Origin of the sequence: Streptomyces sp. NPDC051322 (assembly GCF_040689485.1) — a bacterium.
Taxonomy (GTDB): domain Bacteria; phylum Actinomycetota; class Actinomycetes; order Streptomycetales; family Streptomycetaceae; genus Streptomyces.
The window spans coordinates 357,580-378,549 of the sequence record NZ_JBFBAK010000005.1 but is presented as its reverse complement, the minus strand read 5'-3'; the positions used below and the strand labels follow the sequence as shown (position 1 = coordinate 378,549).

The 20,970-nt window shown below is 70.2% G+C and carries 18 protein-coding genes; 7 read left to right on the top strand and 11 right to left on the bottom strand.

The window, feature by feature from the left end:
* Positions 1 to 19: 19 nt before the first annotated feature.
* From mmsA to AB0436_RS15060, 5 genes are read right to left on the bottom strand one after another with little or no spacing between them, the layout of a single operon-like run.
* Entirely contained in the window at positions 20 to 1,519 is a 1,500-nt protein-coding gene (gene mmsA / locus AB0436_RS15080; RefSeq protein ID WP_366468267.1) for a CoA-acylating methylmalonate-semialdehyde dehydrogenase, read from the bottom strand.
* A gap of 35 nt (positions 1,520 to 1,554) precedes the next feature.
* Positions 1,555 to 3,432, bottom strand: coding sequence for a 3D-(3,5/4)-trihydroxycyclohexane-1,2-dione acylhydrolase (decyclizing) (gene iolD / locus AB0436_RS15075; protein WP_366468266.1), 1,878 nt, complete (start codon positions 3,430 to 3,432; stop codon positions 1,555 to 1,557).
* The gene (gene iolB, locus AB0436_RS15070) at positions 3,429 to 4,346 is read right to left on the bottom strand and encodes a 5-deoxy-glucuronate isomerase (protein ID WP_366468265.1); all 918 of its coding nucleotides are present in this window, start codon (positions 4,344 to 4,346) and stop codon (positions 3,429 to 3,431) included. The genes iolD and iolB overlap by 4 nt, the downstream gene beginning before the upstream one ends.
* Positions 4,347 to 4,381: 35 nt before the next feature.
* Positions 4,382 to 5,272 (bottom strand): deoxyribose-phosphate aldolase, encoded by an 891-nt coding sequence (locus tag AB0436_RS15065; RefSeq protein WP_366468264.1) that lies wholly within the window; start codon positions 5,270 to 5,272, stop codon positions 4,382 to 4,384.
* The gene (locus AB0436_RS15060; RefSeq protein WP_366468327.1) at positions 5,269 to 6,267 is read right to left on the bottom strand and encodes a 5-dehydro-2-deoxygluconokinase; all 999 of its coding nucleotides are present in this window, start codon (positions 6,265 to 6,267) and stop codon (positions 5,269 to 5,271) included. The genes AB0436_RS15065 and AB0436_RS15060 overlap by 4 nt, the downstream gene beginning before the upstream one ends.
* 147 nt (positions 6,268 to 6,414) lie before the next feature.
* Between AB0436_RS15060 and AB0436_RS15055 the strand changes: the two genes are divergently transcribed.
* Positions 6,415 to 7,305, top strand: a complete 891-nt coding sequence (locus AB0436_RS15055) for a sugar phosphate isomerase/epimerase (protein WP_366468263.1) — start codon at positions 6,415 to 6,417, stop codon at positions 7,303 to 7,305.
* 54 nt (positions 7,306 to 7,359) lie between these two features.
* Here the strand turns inward: AB0436_RS15055 and AB0436_RS15050 are convergent, their stop codons facing one another.
* The 4 genes from AB0436_RS15050 to AB0436_RS15035 form a co-directional block, all read right to left on the bottom strand.
* A complete protein-coding gene (locus AB0436_RS15050; protein ID WP_366468262.1) occupies positions 7,360 to 8,010 on the bottom strand; it encodes an MOSC domain-containing protein in 651 nt (216 codons plus the stop codon).
* Positions 8,011 to 8,453: 443 nt separating this feature from the next.
* Positions 8,454 to 9,650, bottom strand: coding sequence for an FAD-dependent oxidoreductase (locus AB0436_RS15045; protein ID WP_366468261.1), 1,197 nt, complete (start codon positions 9,648 to 9,650; stop codon positions 8,454 to 8,456).
* A 103-nt stretch (positions 9,651 to 9,753) separates the two neighbouring features.
* Positions 9,754 to 10,698: an RNA polymerase sigma factor SigJ gene (gene sigJ / locus AB0436_RS15040; protein WP_366468260.1), complete on the bottom strand. Its 945-nt coding sequence runs from the start codon at positions 10,696 to 10,698 to the stop codon at positions 9,754 to 9,756.
* Between the two features lie 326 nt (positions 10,699 to 11,024).
* Positions 11,025 to 11,636: a helix-turn-helix domain-containing protein gene (locus tag AB0436_RS15035; RefSeq protein WP_366468259.1), complete on the bottom strand. Its 612-nt coding sequence runs from the start codon at positions 11,634 to 11,636 to the stop codon at positions 11,025 to 11,027.
* A 144-nt stretch (positions 11,637 to 11,780) separates the two neighbouring features.
* Here AB0436_RS15035 and AB0436_RS15030 point away from each other — a divergent pair, with 144 nt between their 5' ends.
* The 6 genes from AB0436_RS15030 to AB0436_RS15005 all read left to right on the top strand — a co-directional run bounded on the left by AB0436_RS15030 (position 11,781) and on the right by AB0436_RS15005 (position 16,761).
* Positions 11,781 to 12,515, top strand: a complete 735-nt coding sequence (locus AB0436_RS15030; RefSeq protein WP_366468258.1) for an SDR family oxidoreductase — start codon at positions 11,781 to 11,783, stop codon at positions 12,513 to 12,515.
* A 33-nt stretch (positions 12,516 to 12,548) separates the two neighbouring features.
* Entirely contained in the window at positions 12,549 to 13,172 is a 624-nt protein-coding gene (locus tag AB0436_RS15025) for an NAD(P)-binding domain-containing protein (RefSeq protein WP_366468257.1), read from the top strand.
* A 275-nt stretch (positions 13,173 to 13,447) separates the two neighbouring features.
* Positions 13,448 to 13,600 (top strand): hypothetical protein, encoded by a 153-nt coding sequence (locus AB0436_RS15020; RefSeq protein ID WP_366468256.1) that lies wholly within the window; start codon positions 13,448 to 13,450, stop codon positions 13,598 to 13,600.
* A 308-nt stretch (positions 13,601 to 13,908) separates the two neighbouring features.
* Positions 13,909 to 14,106 carry a MerR family transcriptional regulator gene (locus tag AB0436_RS15015; RefSeq protein ID WP_366468255.1) on the top strand — a complete coding sequence of 66 codons (198 nt, stop codon included), beginning with the start codon at positions 13,909 to 13,911 and terminating at the stop codon, positions 14,104 to 14,106.
* A gap of 138 nt (positions 14,107 to 14,244) precedes the next feature.
* Entirely contained in the window at positions 14,245 to 14,490 is a 246-nt protein-coding gene (locus AB0436_RS15010) for a heavy-metal-associated domain-containing protein (protein WP_366468254.1), read from the top strand.
* Between the two features lie 6 nt (positions 14,491 to 14,496).
* Positions 14,497 to 16,761: a heavy metal translocating P-type ATPase gene (locus AB0436_RS15005; RefSeq protein WP_366468253.1), complete on the top strand. Its 2,265-nt coding sequence runs from the start codon at positions 14,497 to 14,499 to the stop codon at positions 16,759 to 16,761.
* 373 nt (positions 16,762 to 17,134) lie between these two features.
* On the opposite strand, the gene AB0436_RS15000 is transcribed toward AB0436_RS15005, so the two are convergent.
* Positions 17,135 to 18,424, bottom strand: a complete 1,290-nt coding sequence (locus AB0436_RS15000; protein WP_366468251.1) for a citrate synthase — start codon at positions 18,422 to 18,424, stop codon at positions 17,135 to 17,137.
* Between the two features lie 130 nt (positions 18,425 to 18,554).
* A complete protein-coding gene (locus tag AB0436_RS14995; RefSeq protein ID WP_366468250.1) occupies positions 18,555 to 20,828 on the bottom strand; it encodes an ATP-dependent RecD-like DNA helicase in 2,274 nt (757 codons plus the stop codon).
* Positions 20,829 to 20,970 lie beyond the last annotated feature (142 nt).

Below are 20,970 nucleotides of genomic sequence, written 5' to 3'. Positions count from 1 at the left end.
GATTTCCCCGAGAGTTCACTCAGTGGTTGCGAGGAAACCCGAGGTCCACCCCGGCCGGCGCGTCCGCCGGGTCGGGCCAGCGGGTGGTGACGACCTTGCCGCGGGTGTAGAAGTGCACGCCGTCGTTGCCGTAGATGTGGTGGTCGCCGAAGAGCGAGTCCTTCCAGCCGCCGAACGAGTGGTAGCCGACCGGGACCGGGATCGGCACGTTGACGCCGACCATGCCCGCCTCGATCTCCAGCTGGAAGCGGCGGGCCGCGCCGCCGTCCCGGGTGAAGATCGCGGTGCCGTTGCCGAACGGCGACGCGTTCATCAGGGCGACGCCGTCCTCGTACGTGTCGACCCGCAGCACGCAGAGGACCGGGCCGAAGATCTCGTCCCGGTAGGCGTCGGAGTCCGTCGCGACGTTGTCCAGCAGCGAGAGGCCGATCCAGTGGCCCTCCTCGTGGCCTTCGACGGTGTAGCCGGTACCGTCCAGGACCACCTTCGCGCCTTGGGCGGCGGCCCCCTTGACGTAGGAGGCGACCTTGTCGCGGTGGACCGCGGTGATCAGCGGGCCCATCTCGGACGCCGGGTCGTTGCCGGGGCCGATCTTGATCTGCTCGGCGCGCTCACGGATCTTGCCGACCAGCTCGTCGGCGATGGAGGCGACCGCGACGACGGCGGAGATCGCCATGCACCGCTCCCCGGCCGAGCCGTACGCGGCGGAGACGGCGGCGTCGGCCGCGGCGTCCAGGTCGGCGTCCGGGAGCACCAGCATGTGGTTCTTGGCACCGCCGAGCGCCTGGACGCGCTTGCCGTTGGCGGACGCGGTGGCGTGGATGTAGCGCGCGATCGGGGTGGATCCGACGAACGAGACCGCGGCGACGTCCGGGTGGTTCAGCAGTCCGTCGACGGCCACCTTGTCCCCGTGCAGCACGTTCAGCACACCGTCCGGCAGCCCGGCCTCGGCGGCCAGCTCGGCCAGCAGGTTCGCGGCCGAGGGGTCCTTCTCGCTGGGCTTCAGTACGAAGGTGTTACCGCAGGCGATGGCCAGCGGGAACATCCACATCGGCACCATCGCGGGGAAGTTGAACGGCGTGATGCCCGCGACGACGCCCAGCGCCTGGCGGATGGACGACACGTCGACCCGGGTGGAGACCTGGGTGGACAGCTCGCCCTTGAGCTGGTTGGTGATTCCGCAGGCCAGCTCGACGATCTCCAGGCCGCGGGCGACCTCGCCGAGCGCATCGGAGTGCACCTTGCCGTGTTCGGCGGTGATCAGCGCGGCGATCTCGTCACGGTGCGCGTCGAGCAGGGCGCGGTAGCGGAACAGGATGGTGGTGCGGGTGGACAGCGACGACGTGCCCCAGGTTTCGTACGCCGCCTTCGCGGACGAGACGGCCGCGTCGACCTCCTCGACCGAGGCCAGCGCCACCCGGGTGGTGGCGGCGCCGGTCGCCGGGTCGGTGACCGGGCCCCAGTTGCCCGACGTGCCTTCGACGGTCTTGCCACCGATCCAGTGGTTGACGGTCTTCATGGGTGAGCTCCTCAGGGGTCCTCAGGCGTGTTCTTCTACAGATGGCGTCGTCGGGCTGCGACCTGCCGGTCGTACTCCTCCCGGGCCTTGACCGCCGACGGACGGGTCGCGGTCTCCGCTACGGGAACATCCCACCACGCCTGGGCCGGCGGCGGGCCCGACACAGTGTCGTCCGTTTCGGTCTCCACGTAGACACATGTGGGACGGTCCGACGTCCGAGCCGTGGCCAGGGCTTCGCGCAGCTCACGGACGGTCTGCGCGCGTAGGACGGTGAGGCCCAGACTGGCCGCGTTGGCCGCCAGATCGACCGGCAGCGGGTCGCCGGTGTACGTGCCGTCCGGGGCCCGGAAGCGGTACCCGGTGGCGAAGCGCTCGGCGCCCACGGAATCGGAGAGGCCGCCGATGGAGGCATAGCCGTGGTTCTGCAGGATGACGACCTTGACCGGGAGCCCCTCCTGGACGGCGGTGACGATCTCGGTGGGGTTCATCAGATACGTGCCGTCGCCGACCAGCGCCCAGACCGGCCGGCCCGGCGCCGCGAGCTGGACGCCGATGGCGGCCGGGATCTCGTATCCCATGCAGGAGTAGCCGTATTCGACGTGGTACTGGTCGCGGGAGCGGGTCCGCCAGAGTTTGTGCAGGTCGCCCGGGAGCGAACCGGCGGCGTTGATCAGGATGTCCTCGCCGGTCACCAGGGTGTCGAGGACGCCGAGCACCTGCGCCTGGGTGGGCCGCACGTCTTCCCGGTCCGCGGCGTAGGCGGCACTGACCAGGGTCTCCCATTCGGCCTTGGCCGCGGTGTACGCACTCTCATAGCCGGCCGGGACGCGGTGGCCCGTGAGAGCCTCGGTCAGCTGCCGGAGGGTGGCTCCGGCGTCCGCGATGACCGGAAGGCCGGCCATCTTGTGTGCGTCGAAACCGGTGATGTTGATATTGACGAACCGGACCGCCGGTTCCTGGAAGAGGGTCCCGGAGGCCGTGGTGAAGTCGGTGTAGCGGGTGCCGACGCCGATCACCAGGTCGGCGGCGCGGGCCAGTCCGTCGGCGGTGACCGTCCCGGTGTGGCCGATACCGCCCACGTCCGCCGGGTGGTCGTAGGGCAGCGATCCCTTGCCCGCCTGGGTGGCCGTCACCGGGATGCCGGTCGCCTCGACGAGCGCGCGCAGGGCGGGTTCGGCGCCGCTGTGATGGACCCCGCCGCCCGCGACGATCAGCGGCCGGCGGGCGGCCCGGATCGCGTCGGCCGCATCCAGCAGCGCCGTCCGGTCCGGCTGCTGGACCGGTACCCGCCAGACCCGCTCGGCGAAGAACTCCTCGGGCCAGTCGTACGCCTCTGCCTGTACGTCCTGCGGCAGCGCGAGCGTCACCGCGCCGGTCTGCGCCGGGTCGGCCAGCACCCGCATGGCGGCCAGCGCGGCGGGGATCAGGGCCTCGGGGCGGGTGATCCGGTCGAAGTACCGGGAGACCGGGCGCAGGCAGTCGTTGACGGACACATCGCCGGCGTAGGGGACTTCCAGCTGCTGGAGTACCGGGTCGGCGGGGCGCGCCGCGAAGCTGTCGCCGGGTAGCAGCAGCACCGGCAGGTGGTTGACGGTGGCCAGCGCCGCACCGGTCACCAGGTTGGTCGCGCCGGGGCCGATGGAGGTGGTGACGGCGTGCGCGGAGAGCCGGCCGGACTGCCGGGCGAAGCCCACCGCCGCGTGCACCATGGCCTGTTCGTTGCGGCCCTGGTGGAACGGCATGGTCTCGGGGCCGGCCTCCACCAGCGCCTGACCAATCCCGGCCACGTTCCCATGGCCGAAGATGCCCCAGGTGGCGGCGATCAGCCGGCTGCGGTGTCCGGCGCGCTCGGTGTACTGGCGGGCCAGGAAGGTCACCAGGGCCTGCGCGGTGGTGAGCCGGCGTGCGGTCATCGTGGGCGCTCCGATTCGCTGTCGGGGGCGGTGTCCTCGGGAACGGCGTCTTCGGGGGCTGTGTAGAGGGGCAGCCGCGGGTCGACGGCCTGGGTGTCCCAAGTCGTACGGATCCAGCCGTGGTCCGGGTGGTCGCTGATCAGCCATTCGCGTGCGGCGCCCGGGCCGGCCATCACGTTGAGGTAGTACATGTCGTGCCCGGGGGTGGCCATCGACGGGCCGTGCCAGCCGTCCGGGATCAACACGGTGTCTCCGCTGCGGACTTCGGCCAGCAGATCGGTGCCGCCCGGCCGGGACGGTGTCACCCGGTGGTAGCCGGGGCCCGCACCGGCGATCTCGAAGTAGTAGATCTCCTCCAGTTCGGACTCCTCGCCAGGACGGTGCTCGTCGTGTTTGTGCGGCGGGAAGGAGGACCAGTTGCCGCCCGGGGTCAGCACCTCGACGGCGATCAGCCGGTCGCACTCGAACGTGTCGGCCGCGGCGAAGTTGTTGACCTGCCGGGAACAGTTGCCGCTGCCCCGCAGTTCGACGGGAACCTCCGGCGCGGGGCCGTAGCGGGCGGGGAGACGTCGCCCGCATTTCGCTCCTGCCAGGGCGAAGCGGCCTCCCGCGCCGGAGGAGATCTGCACATCGGCATCGCGCGGCACATAGGCGAAATCGGTCACCGCATCGAACACCCCGGCTCTGCCCCGGAGTTCGATGATCGCTCCGTCGACCAGGACGGTACAGCCCCCGGTGAGCGGCAGAACGATCCATTCGCTGTCTTCGGTGGAAAGAAGATGTGAACCGCCGGGGGCGAGTTCCAGTATCCGCAACGCACAGTGCGCCCAGCCGGCCCGCTCCGGACCGATGTCCAGGGCGTAGGGCCCGTGGGCCTCGCTTCCGGCCCGTACCACCAGGTCGTCGTCCTTCATCAGTGCCCTCCGGGGCGGCTCGGGTTCTCCGATGGCTACAGCAGTCCCACCGCGGTGTCGACGGCGCCCGTCACGTCACCGTCGGCCGGATAGAGCAGCGCACGCCCGGCCACCAGCCCCTGCACGGTGGGCAGTCGCAGCGCCCTGCGCCACTTCTCGTAGGTGCCCACCGGGTCGTCACCGGGCTCACCGCCGAGCAGCACGGCAGGCAGCGTCGAGGTCTCCATCACCCGGGCCATGTCGTCCGGATCGGCGGTGACCGGCACCTTCAGCCAGGTGTACGCGGAGGTGCCGGCCAGGCCGGAGGCGATGGCGATGGAACGGGTCACCGCGCCGGCACTCAGATCGCTGCGGAGCCTGCCGTCCGCGCGGTGGCAGATGAACGGCTCGACGAATACGGGGAGCCGGTGGGCCGCCATGTCGTCGATGGCGCGGGCGGTGGCGTGCAGTGTGGTGAGCGAGCCCGGGTCCTGGTAGTCGATCCGGAGCAGCAGTTTCCCCGCGTCGAAGCCGAGGCGGGCCAGGTCCTGGGCGCGGTGGCCGGTGAAGCGGTCGTCGAGCTCGAAGGAGGCGCCGAAGAGCCCGCCCCGGTTCATCGAGCCCATCGCCACCTTGCCCTCCAGGGCCCCCAGCAGCAGCAGGTCCTCCAGGATGTCGGCGGTGCCGAGCACCCCGTCGACGCCCGGTCTGGACAGCGCCAGGCAGAGTCGCTCCAGCAGGTCGAGCCGGTTGGCCATGGCGTGCGCCCGGTCCCCGACGGCGAGCGAACCGCGGGCCGGGTGGTCGGCGGCCACGATCATCAGCCGGCTCCGGTCCCCGATCAGCGGCCGCCGGGTCCGCCGGGCGGCGGCCTCCGCGATGGCCTCCGGGTGGCGGGTGCGCACGGTCACCAGGTCGGCGATGGAGATCGATCCGGCGCCGGTCATGGCTGTACTCCTTCGAGGGCCGACTCGACCTCGGCCGGGTACGGCATGGCGGACGAACAGGCGAGCCGGGAGGCGACGATGGCGCCGGCCGCGTTCGCGTACCGCATGGTGCGCTCCAGGTCCCAGCCCGCCAGCAGCCCGTGGCAGAGGGCGCCGCCGAACGCGTCGCCCGCGCCCAGCCCGTTCACGACCTCCACGGGGACGGGCGGCACCTCGACGGTGGCGCCGTCGCGGTGCACGGCGAGTACCCCCTTGGGGCCCTGTTTGACGATGGCGAGCTCCACGCCGTGCGCGAGCAGTGCTTGGGCGGCGGTGTGCGGGTCGCGCTCGCCGGTGGCGATCTCCACCTCGTCGATATTGCCCACGGCCACGGTGGCGTGGCGCAGGGCCTGTTCGTAGTACGGGCCCGGTGCCCCGTCCCAGAACATGGGACGCCAGTCCAGGTCGAACACGGTGACAGTTGGTCGCCGGCAGTCCTGTTGCTGCTCACGGCGAGGGGCAAAATCAAGCCCCTCCGGCGATTGAGGAGCGGGGTCCGGGGCGGAGCCCCGTGCAGCGAGCGCCGCAAGCGTCGCAGCGCGGCTCGGCTCCTGGCACAGCCCCGTCCCCGTCATCCAGAACACCCGCGCCGAAGCGATCGCGCCAAGATCGAGCTCACCGGGCAGGATCTCCAGGTCCGGCGCCTTCGGCTGCCGGTAGAAGTACAGCGGAAAGTCGTCCGGCGGAAAGATCTCGCAGAAGGTCACCGGCGTGGGCAGCCCGGCAACCGGCGTCACCCACCGATCGTCCACGCCGAACCCACGCAACGCCTCGTGCAGGTAGTCACCGAAAGGGTCCGCACCCGTCCGGGTGATGACCGCGGCCCGCCGCCCCAGCCGTGCCGCGGCGACCGCGACGTTGGTCGCCGACCCGCCGAGGAACTTGCCGAACGTGTCGACCCGCGCCAGCGGTACCCCGGCCTGCAGCGGGTAGATGTCCACCCCGATCCGGCCCATGGTGATCAGGTCGTACACCGTGCACGTCCTCTCGGTCGGCGGGATGTTCACAGGTCTAACTCCCCCCTAGACCCGCTGTCAACGCATTGTCCTTACATTCGGACGAACGCTTGACAGCTTTCCGGCACGGACGGAAGCCTGGTCCCCATGACGCACATCCGGATCGGCTCCGCACCCGACTCCTGGGGGGTGTGGTTCCCCGAGGACCCGCTCCAGGTCCCCTGGACCCGCTTCCTCGACGAAGTCGCGGAGTCCGGCTACGAGTGGATCGAACTGGGACCGTACGGCTATCTGCCGACGGACCCGGTCCGGCTCGCCGAGGAGATCACCGGGCGCGGACTACGGGTTTCGGCGGGAACGGTCTTCACCGGGCTGCACCACGGGCCCGCCGTGTGGGACGCCACCTGGGCCCATGTCTCCGACATCGCGGCACTGGCCCGGGCCATGGGGGCGGAGCACCTGGTCGTCATCCCGTCGTTCTGGCGCGATGACAAGACGGGCGAGGTCAAGGAGCCCGACAGACTCACCGCCGCGCAGTGGCGGGACCTCACCGCCCAGACCGAGCGGCTGGGGCACGAGGTGCGGGAGCGCTTCGGGCTGCGGATCGTCGTCCATCCGCACGCGGACACCCACATCGACACCGAGGAGAACGTCAGCCGCTTCCTCGACGCGACCGACCCCGCCCTCGTCTCGCTCTGCCTGGACACCGGGCACTACGCGTACTGCGGTGGCGACAGCGTCCGGCTGATCGAGACGTACGGGGAACGGATCGGCTACCTGCACCTCAAGCAGGTGGACCCGGCAGTCCTGGCCGAAGTGCGCGCAGCGGAACTGCCGTTCGGCCCGGCGGTGGCACGCGGCGTGATGTGCGAACCGCCCAACGGCGTGCCCGCGCTGGGGCCGGTGCTCGACGCGGCGCGCAAGCTGGACCGGGACCTGTTCGCGATCGTCGAACAGGACATGTACCCGTGCCCACCCGACCGGCCGTTGCCGATCGCCCGCCGCACCAGGGCCTTTCTGCGCTCCTGCGGGGGCTAGATCGCCGGTCTTCACGTGCAGGACGATGGCCGGCGCGCCCCTGAAGTCGGCCGCCTACCCGGCGGTACGCCTGCGGGCCAGTTCCTTGGCCTCCTCCGGCAGGGCGTCGGCGACCAGCAGTCGCGGCAGCAGCTCCGGTTCACGTGTCATCGCGCGGAAGACGAGCGCGACGGTCACGTCGTGGTCGGGCCGGTACACGATCTCCACCGGGTCGGCGGCGCGGATCTCCCCCGGCTGGATCACGCGCAGATACGCGCCCGGCAGCGCGGCCCGCGTGAAACGCTTGATCCAACCGTCACGCTCCAGCCAGCCCTGGAACGTCGCACACGGAATACGCGGGCAGGACACCTCCAGGAGAACATCGGAGCCGATGCGCCAGCGCTCGCCGATCAGGGCGTCATTGACGCCCAAGCCGGCGGTCGAGAGATTCTCCCCGAAGACGCCGTTCGCCAGCGGCTTGCCCAACTCGCTCTCCCACCGGTCGAGATCCTCGCGGGCGTAGGCGTAGACGGCCTGGTCGGAGCCACCGTGGTGCTGCACGTCATAGACCCGATCGCCGACGAGACCGACCGCGCCGGTGCCCTTGGGGCCAGGGGCGATCACGGCGACCGGGCCCTCAACGGGCCGCTTGTCGATACCTGTGGCGCTGAGGCCCTTCCACGGATTGGGGCGGGGCCTGCCGACGTTGACGGAAAGCAGCTGCATCGAGGCGACGGTACGGTCCACTGCACCCGAAGGCGACACATTTTCCCGCCCCTGCGGCGCCTGCGGGGACACGTGACGCCTCAGCGGCCGGCCCCGGGCTGGGTGATGGCCCGGTGGTATGCCGGTCTGGCCCGCACGATCTGCCGCAGCGGCCAGGACCAGATCCGACAGGCGTACCGCGAGGACTATTCTCCAACTGGACCTACGGAGCCGCCATTTCGTTCCTGGGCGTTGGCGTCGCCTACCTCGCCGGTTCACTCGTTGCCTGGCAACTCATCGCCCGGCCGGAGCGCGTAGCCGCGCTGACTGCCATCGCGGCCGCCTGATGCCGGGAGCTTCTCTCCGGCCTCGCCAGGTGCGCTGAACGACCCGCCGGCGGGCAGTGTTTCTGCCCGCCGGTGTCTCCCGGCGCCCCGTTCTCCCGGCGCCTTCCGCGGTGCGCGTCAGGACGTCACCTCGACCGCCGGGCTCGCCGCTACCGGCTCGCCCACGACGCGGCGGCGACGGCTCGGCATGCCGAGTGTCGGGTTGGCGACGCCCCAGGCCGCGCCCTTGCAAACCAGTTCCTTGTAGACGGCGGCGAGCCGTCCGGTCAGGGCCGCCCGGATCGCGCGGTCGTCGGCGGTGACGTACTGGATCAGGCCTTCCTGGCGGCCCAGCGAGATGCACTGGTTGTAGTAGCGGGCCGACACGTTCGGCAGCTTCCCGCCGGTCAGGCGTGCCGCGATGGCGTCGGCGGCCTGCCATGCCGAGGGGACACCCGAGGCGCAGGACATCCGCAACGGCTTGCCGCCGGGGCCCATCGCCAGCGCCGCGTCACCGATGGCGTACACGTCCGGGTGGGAGACCGACCGCAGGGTGTCGTCGACCACGATCCGGCCCGTGTCGGTGACGTCCAGGGTGGTGGCCTTCGCGATCGGATGGACGGCGAAGCCCGTGGTCCAGACCGTGACGGCGGCCGGGATGGTCGTGCCGTCGGCGGTGGCGACATGGTCGGTCTCGACGCCGGTGACGGTGACGTGCTCGTGCACGGTGAGGCCCAGCTTGTCGGCGACCTTCCGCAGGTGCCTGCGGCCTTTGGGCGAGAGCCAGTCGCCGAGGGTGCCGCGGGCAGCCAGGGTGACGTCGAGGTCCGGGCGGGCCTCGGCGATCTCGGTCGCTGCCTCCAGGCCGGTGAGGCCACCGCCGACGACGACCACGGGCTGTCCGGCGTCCAGACGGGCCAGCCGCTCGCGCAGCCGGAGTGCTCCGGGGCGGCCGGCGATCTCCTGAGCGTGCTCGGTGACCCCGGGGACGCCCTGGTCGTTCCAGCCGCTGCCGAGGGCGTACACGAGGGTGTCGTACTCCAACTCCTCGGCTTCGTTCGCCCCGTTGAGGTTGACGGTCCTTCGCTCGACGTCGACGCCGGTGACCTTGGCGAGCCTCAGTGCGACGCCGGTGCCCGCGAACATCTCGCTGAACGGCCGGGGGCTGAGTTCCTGGCCGACCGCGAGCTGGTGCAACCGGACCCGTTCGACGAAGTCGGGTTCGGCATTGACGAGGGTGATGGCGACGTCTTCACGGCGCAGCCGTTTGGCGAGGCGGCCGGCCGCGATGGCTCCGGTGTATCCGGCTCCGAGGACGACGATTCGATGCTGCATGTCCGGCTCCTGTCTCCAGCGGGTTCGCCCCTTGAACCGGGCAGCCCGCCGTTTCCTGACAGGAGGAGAATGTGAAGCACGTCACAGCACGTATACCTGGTGTTCAGAAAGCACGGAGCAGGGGCTCTCCGTGGTCGGTGGCCGCCCACTGCCGGGTGGCGCGCTCGAGCTTGTCGGGGTTGACCTGGCTGCGGAACGCGGCGATGCCCTCGTCGGCGATCTCCAGGCAGATGACGCCGAAGACCCGGCCCTCGACGATCACCACGACGGCGGGGGCGCCGTTGGCCTCGCTGACATAGACCTCGGTCGAGCCGCCGACCAGAGCGCGCTTGGCCTTGTTGATCTTGAACAGGCCCCGCATGAACTTCGCGACCGCGACCGCGCCCTCGAACGCCCGGGCTCGGGCCGGGACCTTCCCACCGCCGTCGCCGACCGCGATGGCGTCCTGGGTGAGCAGCCGTACGAGTGGCTCGGTCCGGCCGCTGGTGGCGGCCGCGAGGAACTCCTCGACCACCCGCCGGGCAGCGGCCTCGTCGATCTCGGTGCGGGGCCCGTCTGCGGCAACACGCTTCTTGGCGCGGTGGAAGATCTGCTGGCTTGCGGCCTCGGTGAGACCGAGGATCTCGGCGATTTCCCGGTGCGGGTAGGCGAAGGCCTCCCGCAGCACGTACACGGCCCGCTCGTTGGGCGAGAGGCGCTCCAGCAGGACGAGGACCGCGTACGACACCGAGTCGCGCTGTTCCGCGGTGTCGGCGGGACCCAGCATCGGGTCGCCGGCGAGCAGCGGCTCGGGAAGCCATTGGCCCACGTAGGTCTCGCGCCGCGCGCGTGCCGATGTGAGCTGGCTGAGGCAGAGATTGGTGAGCACCTTCGTCAGCCAGGCCTCGGGGACCTCGACACGGTCGACGTCGGCGGCCTGCCAGCGCAGGAACGTCTCCTGCGCGGCGTCCTCGGCCTCGCTCGCGGAGCCGAGCAGACGATAGGCGATGGCCTCCAGGCGGGGCCTGAACGCCTCGAACCGGTCCACGTCGTTCACGCTCAGCGCCATGCCCACGGATCCTAGCGGTGCGCGACGGCGGCCGTCGCGGACGGGGTGGCGTGGCGCAAGCCCGGGCGCCGGCCCCGCAAGCCGTCCCCGCCCGTTCGAACCGACGGCGCGTCACCGCCCTGGGCCGGGATGACGGCCTCGAACTCCTGAAAGCCTTTGGGGGGCGCCGGTCTGCCCGGCGGCTTGTGCTGCGGCCTGCTGCAGGCGGGCGGCCAGTTCCGTAAAAGCCGACACGCCAGGGCCGGGTGCCGGGCGGGTGGTGTCGCGTACCGGCGGGTGCAGCCGCGCGGCCGGCAGCGCGTCCACCCCGGCCGCGGAGTGCCAGGTCAACTCGACGCTTCCTCCCGTCGCCGGTCTTCGCCGGCTGTGGCGGGGATGGCGGTGTCGATGAGGACGGCGGCGATGGCGGCGGCGGTGGGGAAGGCGTCGGCGTTGAGGACCCGGGTGCGGGCCGCTGCGCCGTCGATGAGCAGCGCGAGTTGCTCGCCGAGCTGTTCGGGGTCGGCGGCGCCGGCTTCGCGGGCGGTGTCGGCGAGCCGCCCGGCGACGGCTTTCTTGTAGTCGCGTGCGTACTGCGATGCCGGGTGCTGGGGGTCGTGGAGTTCGACGGCGGCGGCGATGTAGGGGCACATGGGGGTGCTGGGGGGGATGTCGAAGGCGGCGAGGAGCCGTTCGCGGGGCGTGAGGTCGGTGCGGTCGAACACGCCGGACAGAACAGAGGGATCGAACCGGCGCAGGTACTCGGCGACGAGTTCGTCCTTGCCGTTGAAGTGCTGGTAGGCCGTCCGCTTGGACACCTCGGCCGCCGCACAGAGCTGGTCCATGCCGGTGCGGTTGATGCCCCGCTCGCGGAACAGCTGCTGGGACGCGCCGAGGATGCGCTCGCGGGCGCCCCGGCCGCGGCGGCGGCCCGTGGGGCCTTTCTCCAACTCCGTCATGGCCCCATGCTACCTCACTTGGGTAACGACCGGTGTACATAGCTTGCGCCCTGGCCGCCCGCCCAGTAGCGTAAGCACACAGGACGGTGTACATAACACCGTCGCCCCAGGTGCACACGGCACCACCGACCCAAGGGAATGACTATGGGAAAGCTCGACGGCAAGGTAGCGGTCATCACCGGCGGCACCACCGGCATGGCGTTGGCCGGCGCGAAGCTGTTCGTCGACGAGGGAGCGCACGTCTTCATCACCGGCCGCCGCCAGGACGCCCTGGACGAGGCCGTGAAGCAGATCGGCCGCAACGTCACCGGCGTTCAGGGCGATGCCGCCGACCTGAACGACCTGGACCGCCTGTACGACACCGTCAAGCAGGAGAAGGGAAGCCTCGACGTGCTGTGGGCCAGCGCCGGCGGCGGCGAGCCCGCCCCGCTCGGCGAGATCACCGAGGCCCAGTTCGACACCTGGTTCGGGCTCAACGCCCGCGGCACCCTGTTCACCGTCCAGAAGGCCCTCCCGCTCTTCAACGACGGCGGCTCCATCCTCATGACCGGCTCCAACGCCTCTCTCGGCGCCTTCCCCGGCTGGAGCGTCTACGCCGGCAGCAAGGCCGTCCAGCAGGCCTGGGCCCGCGTCTGGCTCAACGAGCTCAAGGATCGCCGCATCCGCGTCAACGTCCTGACCCCCGGCCAGGTCGCCACCGCCAAGCAGGAAGAACTCTTCGACGAGGCCACCAGGCACCAGTTCGAGTCCCTCATCCCCCGCGGCCAGATGGGCCGACCCGACGAAATCGCCACCGCCGCCCTCTTCCTCGCCTCCGACGACTCCAGCTACGTCAACGGCATGGAACTCGTCGCCGACGGCGGCACCACCGCCATCTGAACCGAACCACACACAACCAGGGCAGGACATCTCATGAGCAACATCAGCATCATCGGCACCGGGAACATGGCCCGCACCATCGGCGCGCGGGCAGTAGCGGGCGGCAACACCGTCGAGGTCATGGGCCGCGATCAGTCCAAGGCCGCTGACCTGGCCAAGGCCCTCGGTGGTGGCGCCACGACGGGAGAATGGGGCACCGCCCCGGCCGGGGACATCGTCATCGTGGCCCTGTTGTACGACGGTGTCGTGCCGGTCGTCGCCCAGTACGGAGAGGCTCTCGCGGGCAAGGTCATCGTCGACATCAGCAATCCCTTCAATTCCACGTTCGACGGGCTGGTCCACCGCGAGGAGACCTCGATCGCGCAGGAAGTCGCCAAGGTGGCCCCGGCCGGCGCCGGCGTGGTGAAGGCGTTCAACACCGTCTTCCGTCATGTCCTGGAGAAGGGTCGGCCCGACGTCTTCTTCGCCGGCGACGATGCGCAGGCCAAGGCGAGTGTGGGGGCGTTCATCGAGAGCCTCGGGCTGCGCCCGCTGGACGTCGGCGGCCTGAAAATGGCGCACTGGCTGGAAGGAGCGGGCGTGGTCACGGTGGGCCTCGCCAACCACGGGGTGGGGAACTTGGACTTCGCGCTCGGCATCACCGAACTCCCCGTCTGAGCAACGCTTGACGGCTGAGCGACAGGACTCGCCAAGCAAGCGGGCGACGTCCGGAATGATGCCCGCAGCGCTGAGGGTACGGATCGCGCGCAAGACTGCGCGGATGGAAGCAGGCGCGGCACTGGTCGAACAAGCCCTGGCTGCGGCGCGCGCTGCCCAGGAGACGGACGACTGGGACGCGTACCAAGTCCTGCTGCGGCGGGCTGCGGCTGAGGGATCGGGTTCGCTGCCGCTCGGCCTTGAGCTGATCGGTTCGAATGATCCGTGTTGCACGAATGACTGGCTGCGACCTGCTGGGCGACGCGAGCGACCAGCACGCGGCATTCCGCGCCGAGACGGCGACCGCGCTGGTCGCACTCGCGGAGCGGGAGAACGAAGGCTGCTTTCTGCGGTCCCTGGCCCGCGCGATCGAGAAACAGCCAATGTAAGACGACTTGTCTTACACGGCGTATCCCGGCCACTGCCCCGCCTGCCGGCCAACGCACGCCGAGGCCGTCCGACGACTCCAGGGAAGTTGCACAGGCCCATGTGCCACTCGCGTCACAGGAGTTGCCGCGTGGTCACGCATGTCCTCGTTACGCGTGCTTTCCGTCACAGGAGATCAACAGGCCCATCCTCCGCCTCTTCGGCCCTCGTTGTCCGAGGAGAGGCTGATTGATCACCAATGCGCCAGTACCGCGACTCCCCCGACGGCCGCCAGGCCGGCTGCCGCGGTCGGCGCAGGGAGGTGCTGAACATGACCGACCGAAAGCTCTGGTCGTACAAGGACATCGCCGCGCATATCCGGGTCCAGCCGGACACCGTCCGCTCGTACCGCAAGCACGGCCTGCTGCCGCCGCCCGATCAGGTGGAGCACGGAAAGCCGTACTGGTACGCGGAGACCATCCGGGTGTGGGTGTCGCGCAGGCCCAGCAATCGCGGCCGGGACCGCTGACCGGCCGACGCGCGTGCTCGCCCCGGCTCGCATCTGTACCCCCTAGGGGTATACCGTGGAGGAATCGGAGGGGCCCCGGTGTTCCCGGGGTTCCCTCACGCACCATGGTTCACGTACATCTGCGCAGAGGAGAGCGACATGACCGCCGAGGCCCGGACCTCCGAGAGCAACGCCGTCACCACCGTCTACCAGGTGACCGGCATGACCTGCGGTCACTGCGAAGGCGCGGTGGCCGGCGAGATCGGCGAGCTGCCGGGCGTCAGCTCCGTGCAGGCCGTCGCGGCCACCGGGCAGGTGACCGTGGTCTCCGCGGCCCCGCTGGACGAGCAGGCCGTCCGGGCCGCGGTCGACGAAGCCGGTTACGAGCTCACGGGCCGGGCCTGAGCCACCATGACGGGCGCAGCAGAGACCGGCACAGTCGAACCCGGCACGGTCGGGACCAGCACGGTCGAGCTCTCGGTCGGCGGGATGACGTGTGCCTCGTGCGCGGCCCGCATCGAGAAGAAGCTCAATCGCATGGACGGGGTCGAGGCCACCGTCAACTACGCCACCGCGAAGGCGAAGGTGTCCTTCGGTGACGGCATACAGATCGCCGATCTGATCGCCACCGTGGTGAAGACCGGCTACACGGCCGAGGAACCGGCCCCACCGGCCCCGGCCGCCCCGGCCACCCCGGACGGACAGCCGGAGGAGCAGGCCGCCGACCCGGTGCTGGAGGCGCTGCGGCAGCGGGTGCTGGTCTCCGCGGTGCTCAGCCTGCCGGTGGTCGTACTGGCGATGGTCCCCTCGCTGCAGTTCGACAACTGGCAGTGGCTGTCCCTGGCGCTTGCCGCGCCCGTCACGGTGTGGGGCGCGCTGCCCTTCCACCGGGCCGCCTGGACGAACCTGCGGCACGGCGCGGCCACCATGGACACCCTGGTCTCGCTGGGCACGCTCGCCGCGTTCCTCTGGTCACTGTGGGCGCTGTTCTTCGGCGACGCGGGGATGCCGGGGATGCGGCACGGGTTCAGCTGGACCGCGTCCCCCACCGACGGCACATCGACGATCTATCTCGAGGTCGCCGCGGGCGTCGTCACGTTCATCCTGCTCGGCCGCTATCTGGAGGCGCGTTCCAAGCGCAGTGCGGGCGCCGCCCTGCGGGCCATGCTCGAACTGGGCGCCAAGGACGTCTCGGTGCTGCGCGGCGGTACGGAGGTCCGCATGCCGGCCGACCGGCTGGCGGTGGGCGACCGCTTCGTGGTGCGCCCCGGAGAGAAGATCGCCACCGACGGACTGGTGATCGAGGGCACGTCCGCGGTGGACGCCTCGATGCTCACCGGCGAGTCCCTGCCGGTGGACACCGGGCCGGGAGACACCGTCACCGGCGGCTGTGTGAGCGCTTCCGGCCGGATCGTCGTGGCGGCGACCCGGGTCGGCGCGGACACCCAGCTGGCCAGGATGGCCCGCCTGGTGGAGGACGCGCAGAACGGCAAGGCCCAGGTGCAGCGGCTCGCCGACCGGGTTTCGGCCGTCTTCGTGCCGGTCGTGCTGCTGATCTCGCTGGGCACGCTGGCCGGCTGGCTGCTGGCCTCCGGCGATCTCACCGCGGCGTTCACCGCGGCCGTGGCGGTACTGGTCATCGCCTGCCCGTGTGCGCTGGGTCTGGCGACCCCGACCGCGCTGATGGTCGGCACCGGCCGGGGCGCCCAGCTGGGCATCCTGATCAAGGGCCCCGAGGTGCTCGAGTCGACGCAGCGGGTGGACACCGTCGTACTGGACAAGACCGGCACGATCACCACCGGGCGCATGCAACTCCAGGAGGTGCACGCCTTCGGGGACACCGACGAGAAGGAGCTGCTGCGGCTCGCAGGCGCCCTGGAGCACGCCTCGGGACATCCGGTGGCTCTGGCCGTCGCCGCGGCCGCACAGGAGCGCACAGGGGATCTGCCGGCGCCCGAAGGGTTCGAGGACGTACCCGGACTCGGGGTGCGCGGCACCGTCGACGGACATCAGGTGCTGGCCGGACGGGCGAAGCTGCTGACCGATGCGGGCATCGGGCTGCCCGAGGTGCCCGCGGCAGCCGCCGGGCGCACCACGGTGGCCGTCGCCTGGGACGGGCGGGCCCGGGGCGTGCTGACGGTCGCCGACGCGGTCCGGGAGACCAGCGCCGAGGCCGTACGGAGGCTCCGCGCGCTGGGCCTCACACCGGTCCTGCTGACCGGTGACAACCGGACGGTCGCCGATGCGGTGGCGGCCGAAGTGGGCATCGAGAGGGTCCACGCCGAGGTGCTTCCCGAGGACAAGGCCGAGGTGATCAGCGAGCTTCAGGCCGAGGGCCGGCGGGTCGCGATGGTCGGCGACGGGGTGAACGACGCGGCTGCCCTGGCCACCGCCGACCTGGGGCTCGCGATGGGCACCGGCACCGACGCCGCCATCGAAGCCGGTGACCTCACGCTGGTCCGTGGAGATCTGCTGACGGCCGCCGACGCGATCCGGCTCGCCCGCCGCACGCTGGCGATCATCAAGGGCAACCTCTTCTGGGCCTTCGCCTACAACGTCGCGGCCCTGCCGCTGGCCGCTGCCGGGCTGCTCAACCCCATGACCGCCGGTTTCGCTATGGCGTTCTCTTCGGTGTTCGTAGTGACAAACAGCCTGAGATTGCGTACCTTCACATGACGTTCACAACGAGACATGGATCACGTGCTTCACGGGGTAACCATTCCGGCGCACCGAGTGTCTAAGTGAACGATGCCAAGGATGTCTTGGGGGACGTCCGACGGAATGTCTTGGGGGACGTTCCGTGGCAAGCGTTGGCCGGGGCACGTGCCACGGAGAGCTTTGAGCGGCCCTCCCGTCGTGTACGTACCCCGGCAGAGCGCGGCACGGGCACTTCTGTGCCCACCAGACGCCCGGAGCGGATCCCGTGGGGGGAATCCGACCGGGGAATGGGAAGCGCCCCGTGCGTCGACCCGTGGGGGGATCGGCGGCGGGGCGCTTTTCGATCGGTGGGCGCGGCTGCTCGGAGCCGGCGCCGGTGTCGGAGTCGGAGTCAGCGGCCTTGGACCGGGGTGAAGTCGCGGAGGACCTCTCCGGTGTAGATCTGGCGCGGACGGCCGATACGGCTGCCCGGCTCCTTGATCATCTCGTGCCACTGGGCGATCCAGCCGGGAAGGCGGCCGATGGCGAAGAGCACGGTGAACATCTCGGTCGGGAAGCCCATCGCCCGGTAGATCAGGCCGGTGTAGAAGTCGACGTTCGGGTAGAGCTTCCGCTCCACGAAGTAGTCGTCGGCCAGCGCGTGCTCCTCGAGCTTCAGCGCGATGTCGAGCAGCTCGTCGTCCTTGCCGAGGGCCGAGAGGACATCGTGCGCCGCCGCCTTGATGATCTTCGCCCGGGGGTCGAAGTTCTTGTAGACGCGGTGCCCGAAGCCCATCAGCTTCACGCCGTCTTCCTTGTTCTTCACCTTGCGGATGAAGGTGTCGACGTCGCCGCCGGACTGCTTGATGCCCTCGAGCATCTCCAGCACCGACTGGTTGGCGCCGCCGTGCAGCGGGCCCCACAGCGCGCTGATGCCCGCAGAGATCGAGGCGAACATGTTGGCCTGCGAGGAGCCGACCAGACGCACGGTGGAGGTCGAGCAGTTCTGCTCGTGGTCCGCGTGCAGGATCAGCAGCTTGTCCAGCGCCGATACGACGACCGGGTCCGGCACGTACTCCTGCGAAGGGACCGAGAAGGTCATCCGCAGGAAGTTCTCGACGTAGCCCAGGTCGTTGCGCGGGTAGACGAACGGGTGGCCGATCGACTTCTTGTACGCGTAGGCCGCGATGGTCGGCAGCTTGGCGATCAGGCGGATCGTCGAAAGGTGCCGCTGCTGCTCGTCGAAGGGGTTGTGGCTGTCCTGGTAGAACGTGGACAGCGCGCTGACCACCGACGACAGCATGGCCATCGGGTGCGCGTCGCGCGGGAAGCCGTCGAAGAACCGCTTGACGTCCTCGTGCAGCAGGGTGTGCTGGGTAATCTCGTTCTTGAAGGTCGAAATCTCGTCGACCTTGGGGAGCTCGCCGTTGATCAGCAGATATGCCGTCTCGAGGAAGCTCGACTGCTCGGCCAGCTGCTCGATCGGGTACCCGCGGTAGCGCAGGATGCCCTGCTCGCCGTCGAGGTAGGTGATCGCGGATTTATAGGCGGCCGTATTGCCGTATCCGCTGTCCAGCGTCACCAGACCGGTCTGGGCGCGTAGCTTCCCGATGTCGAAGCCCTTGTCGCCGACGGTGCTGTCGATCACCGGGTAGGTGTACTCGCCATCGCCGTACCGCAGTACTACAGAGTTGTCGCTCACGTCATCCCTCACCGACGGTAGTGCCTCTTCTTCGAGGTGCCCTGACTGTCTCTACCATCCCCCACTTGGCTCAGCAGAGTGCACTCGGGGTCGCCCATTGGGCTAATCGGCGGCACTCAGTGCCGCCAACCTATTCATCCTGCCTTCTCGGTCCCGGTTCCGAAAGCCCGGGTGATGTTTCCCACCGCGGCGGCTCCGCTCGTCCTCCGGACAGTCGGTGGTCCAGTGCGGTGCAGCGCCTGCCCGCGGAGACCGTGCGCACCGCCTGTCCGATGGCCTTGCGGGAGCCCACCAGGACCACCAGCTTCCTGGCCCGGGTGACCGCCGTGTAGAGCAGGTTGCGCTGGAGCATCATCCAGGCGCCGGTGGTGACCGGAATGACCACCGCCGGGTACTCGCTGCCCTGCGAGCGGTGGATGGTCACCGCGTAGGCGTGCGCCAGCTCGTCCAACTCGTCGAATTCGTAGGGTACTTCCTCGTCCTCGTCGGTGAGCACGGTGAGTTTCTGCTCGTCCGGATCGAGTGCGGTGACCACCCCGACCGTGCCGTTGAAGACGCCGTTCGCCCCTTTGTCGTAATTATTTCTGATCTGCGTCACCTTGTCGCCCACACGGAAGACCCGGCCACCGAACCGCTTCTCCGGCAGGCCGGGCCGAGCAGGTGTGATCGCCTGCTGGAGCAGCCCGTTGAGCGTCCCCGCGCCGGCCGGGCCGCGGTGCATGGGCGCCAGCACCTGGATGTCCCGGCGCGGGTCCAGGCCGAACTTCTGCGGGATGCGGCGGGCCGCCACGTCGACGGTGAGTTTGCCGGCCTCCTCCGTCTCGTCCTCGACGAAGAGAAAGAAGTCCGGCAGACCCTGAGTGAGGGGTTGACTGCCGGAGTTGATCCGGTGCGCGTTGGTGACCACCCCGGACTGCTGGGCCTGGCGGAAGATCCGGGTGAGCCGCACCCGCGGCACCGGCCCCCCGGCGACCAGCAGATCGCGCAGCACCTCCCCCGCGCCGACCGAGGGCAGCTGGTCCACATCACCGACCAGCAGCAGATGCGCGCCCGGGGCCACCGCCTTGACCAGCTTGTTGGCGAGCAGCAGGTCCAGCATGGACGCCTCGTCGACCACCACCAGATCCGCGTCGAGCGGGCGGTCCCGGTCGTACGCCGCGTCACCGCCCGGCTTCAGCTCCAGCAACCGGTGCACGGTGGAGGCGTCCGCCCCGGTCAGCTCGGCCAGCCGTTTCGCGGCCCGCCCGGTGGGGGCCGCCAGCACCACCTTGGCCTTCTTGGCGCGGGCCAGCTCCACCACGGAGCGCACCGTGAAGGACTTTCCGCAGCCCGGGCCCCCGGTGAGCACGGCGACCTTCTCGGTCAGCGCGAGCCGGACCGCCGCCTGCTGTTCCGGGGCCAGCTCCGCGCCGGTCCGCGCGGCGAGCCAGGACAGCGCCGTGTCCCAGTCGACGTCCCGGAAGGCCGGCATCCGGTCCTCCTCGGTGCGCAGCAGCCGCAGCAACTGGGAGGCGAGCGAGAGCTCGGCCCGGTGGAAGGGCACCAGATAGACCGCGGTGACCCACTCCTCGCCGCCCTCAGGGCCCGGCACCCGCTCCCTGACGACGCCCTCATCGGCGGCCAGTTCCGCGAGGCAGTCGATGACCAGGCCGGTGTCGACCTGCAGGAGTTTCACCGCGTCGGCGATCAGCTGCTCCTCCGGGAGGAAGCAGTGCCCCTGCTCGGTGGACTGGGACAGCGCGTACTGCAGGCCGGCCTTCACCCGCTCCGGTGAGTCGTGCGGGATGCCGACGGCCTGGGCGATGCGGTCGGCGGTCAGGAAGCCGATGCCCCACACGTCGGCGGCCAGCCGGTAGGGCTCGTTCTTCACCACGGAGATCGACGCGTCGCCGTACTTCTTGTAGATGCGCACGGCGATGGAGGTGGAGACCCCTACCCCCTGCAGGAAGATCATCACCTCCTTGATCGCCTTCTGCTCCTCCCAGGCCGCGCCGATCAGCTTCGTACGCTTCGGGCCGAGGCCCGGTACCTCGATGAGGCGCTTGGGCTCCTGCTCGATCACGTCGAGGGTGTCGAGGCCGAAGTGCGTGGTGATCCGGTCGGCCATGACGGGGCCGATGCCCTTGATCAGTCCGGAACCGAGGTAGCGGCGGATGCCCTGGATGGTGGCGGGGAGGATCGTCGTGTAGTTCTCCACCGTGAACTGCCTGCCGTACTGGGAGTGCGAGCCCCAGCGGCCCTCCATGCGCAGCGACTCGCCGGGCTGGGCGCCGAGCAGCGAGCCGACGACGGTGAGCAGGTCGCTGCCCCGGCCGGTGTCGACGCGGGCGACGGTGTAGCCGTTCTCCTCGTTCGCGTACGTGATCCTCTCCAGGACCCCTTCCAGCACTGCCATGTTCGACATGCGCCGACGCTACCGCCCGGGACCGACAGCCGGAGTCGCAGCCGTCGTATCACGATCGCGTCACGGATGCCGGGTCCCCCCTTGACCGCCGACTGTGTAATCGATTCCAATCGCTCGTGTAATCGATTCCATGGAGCATCGA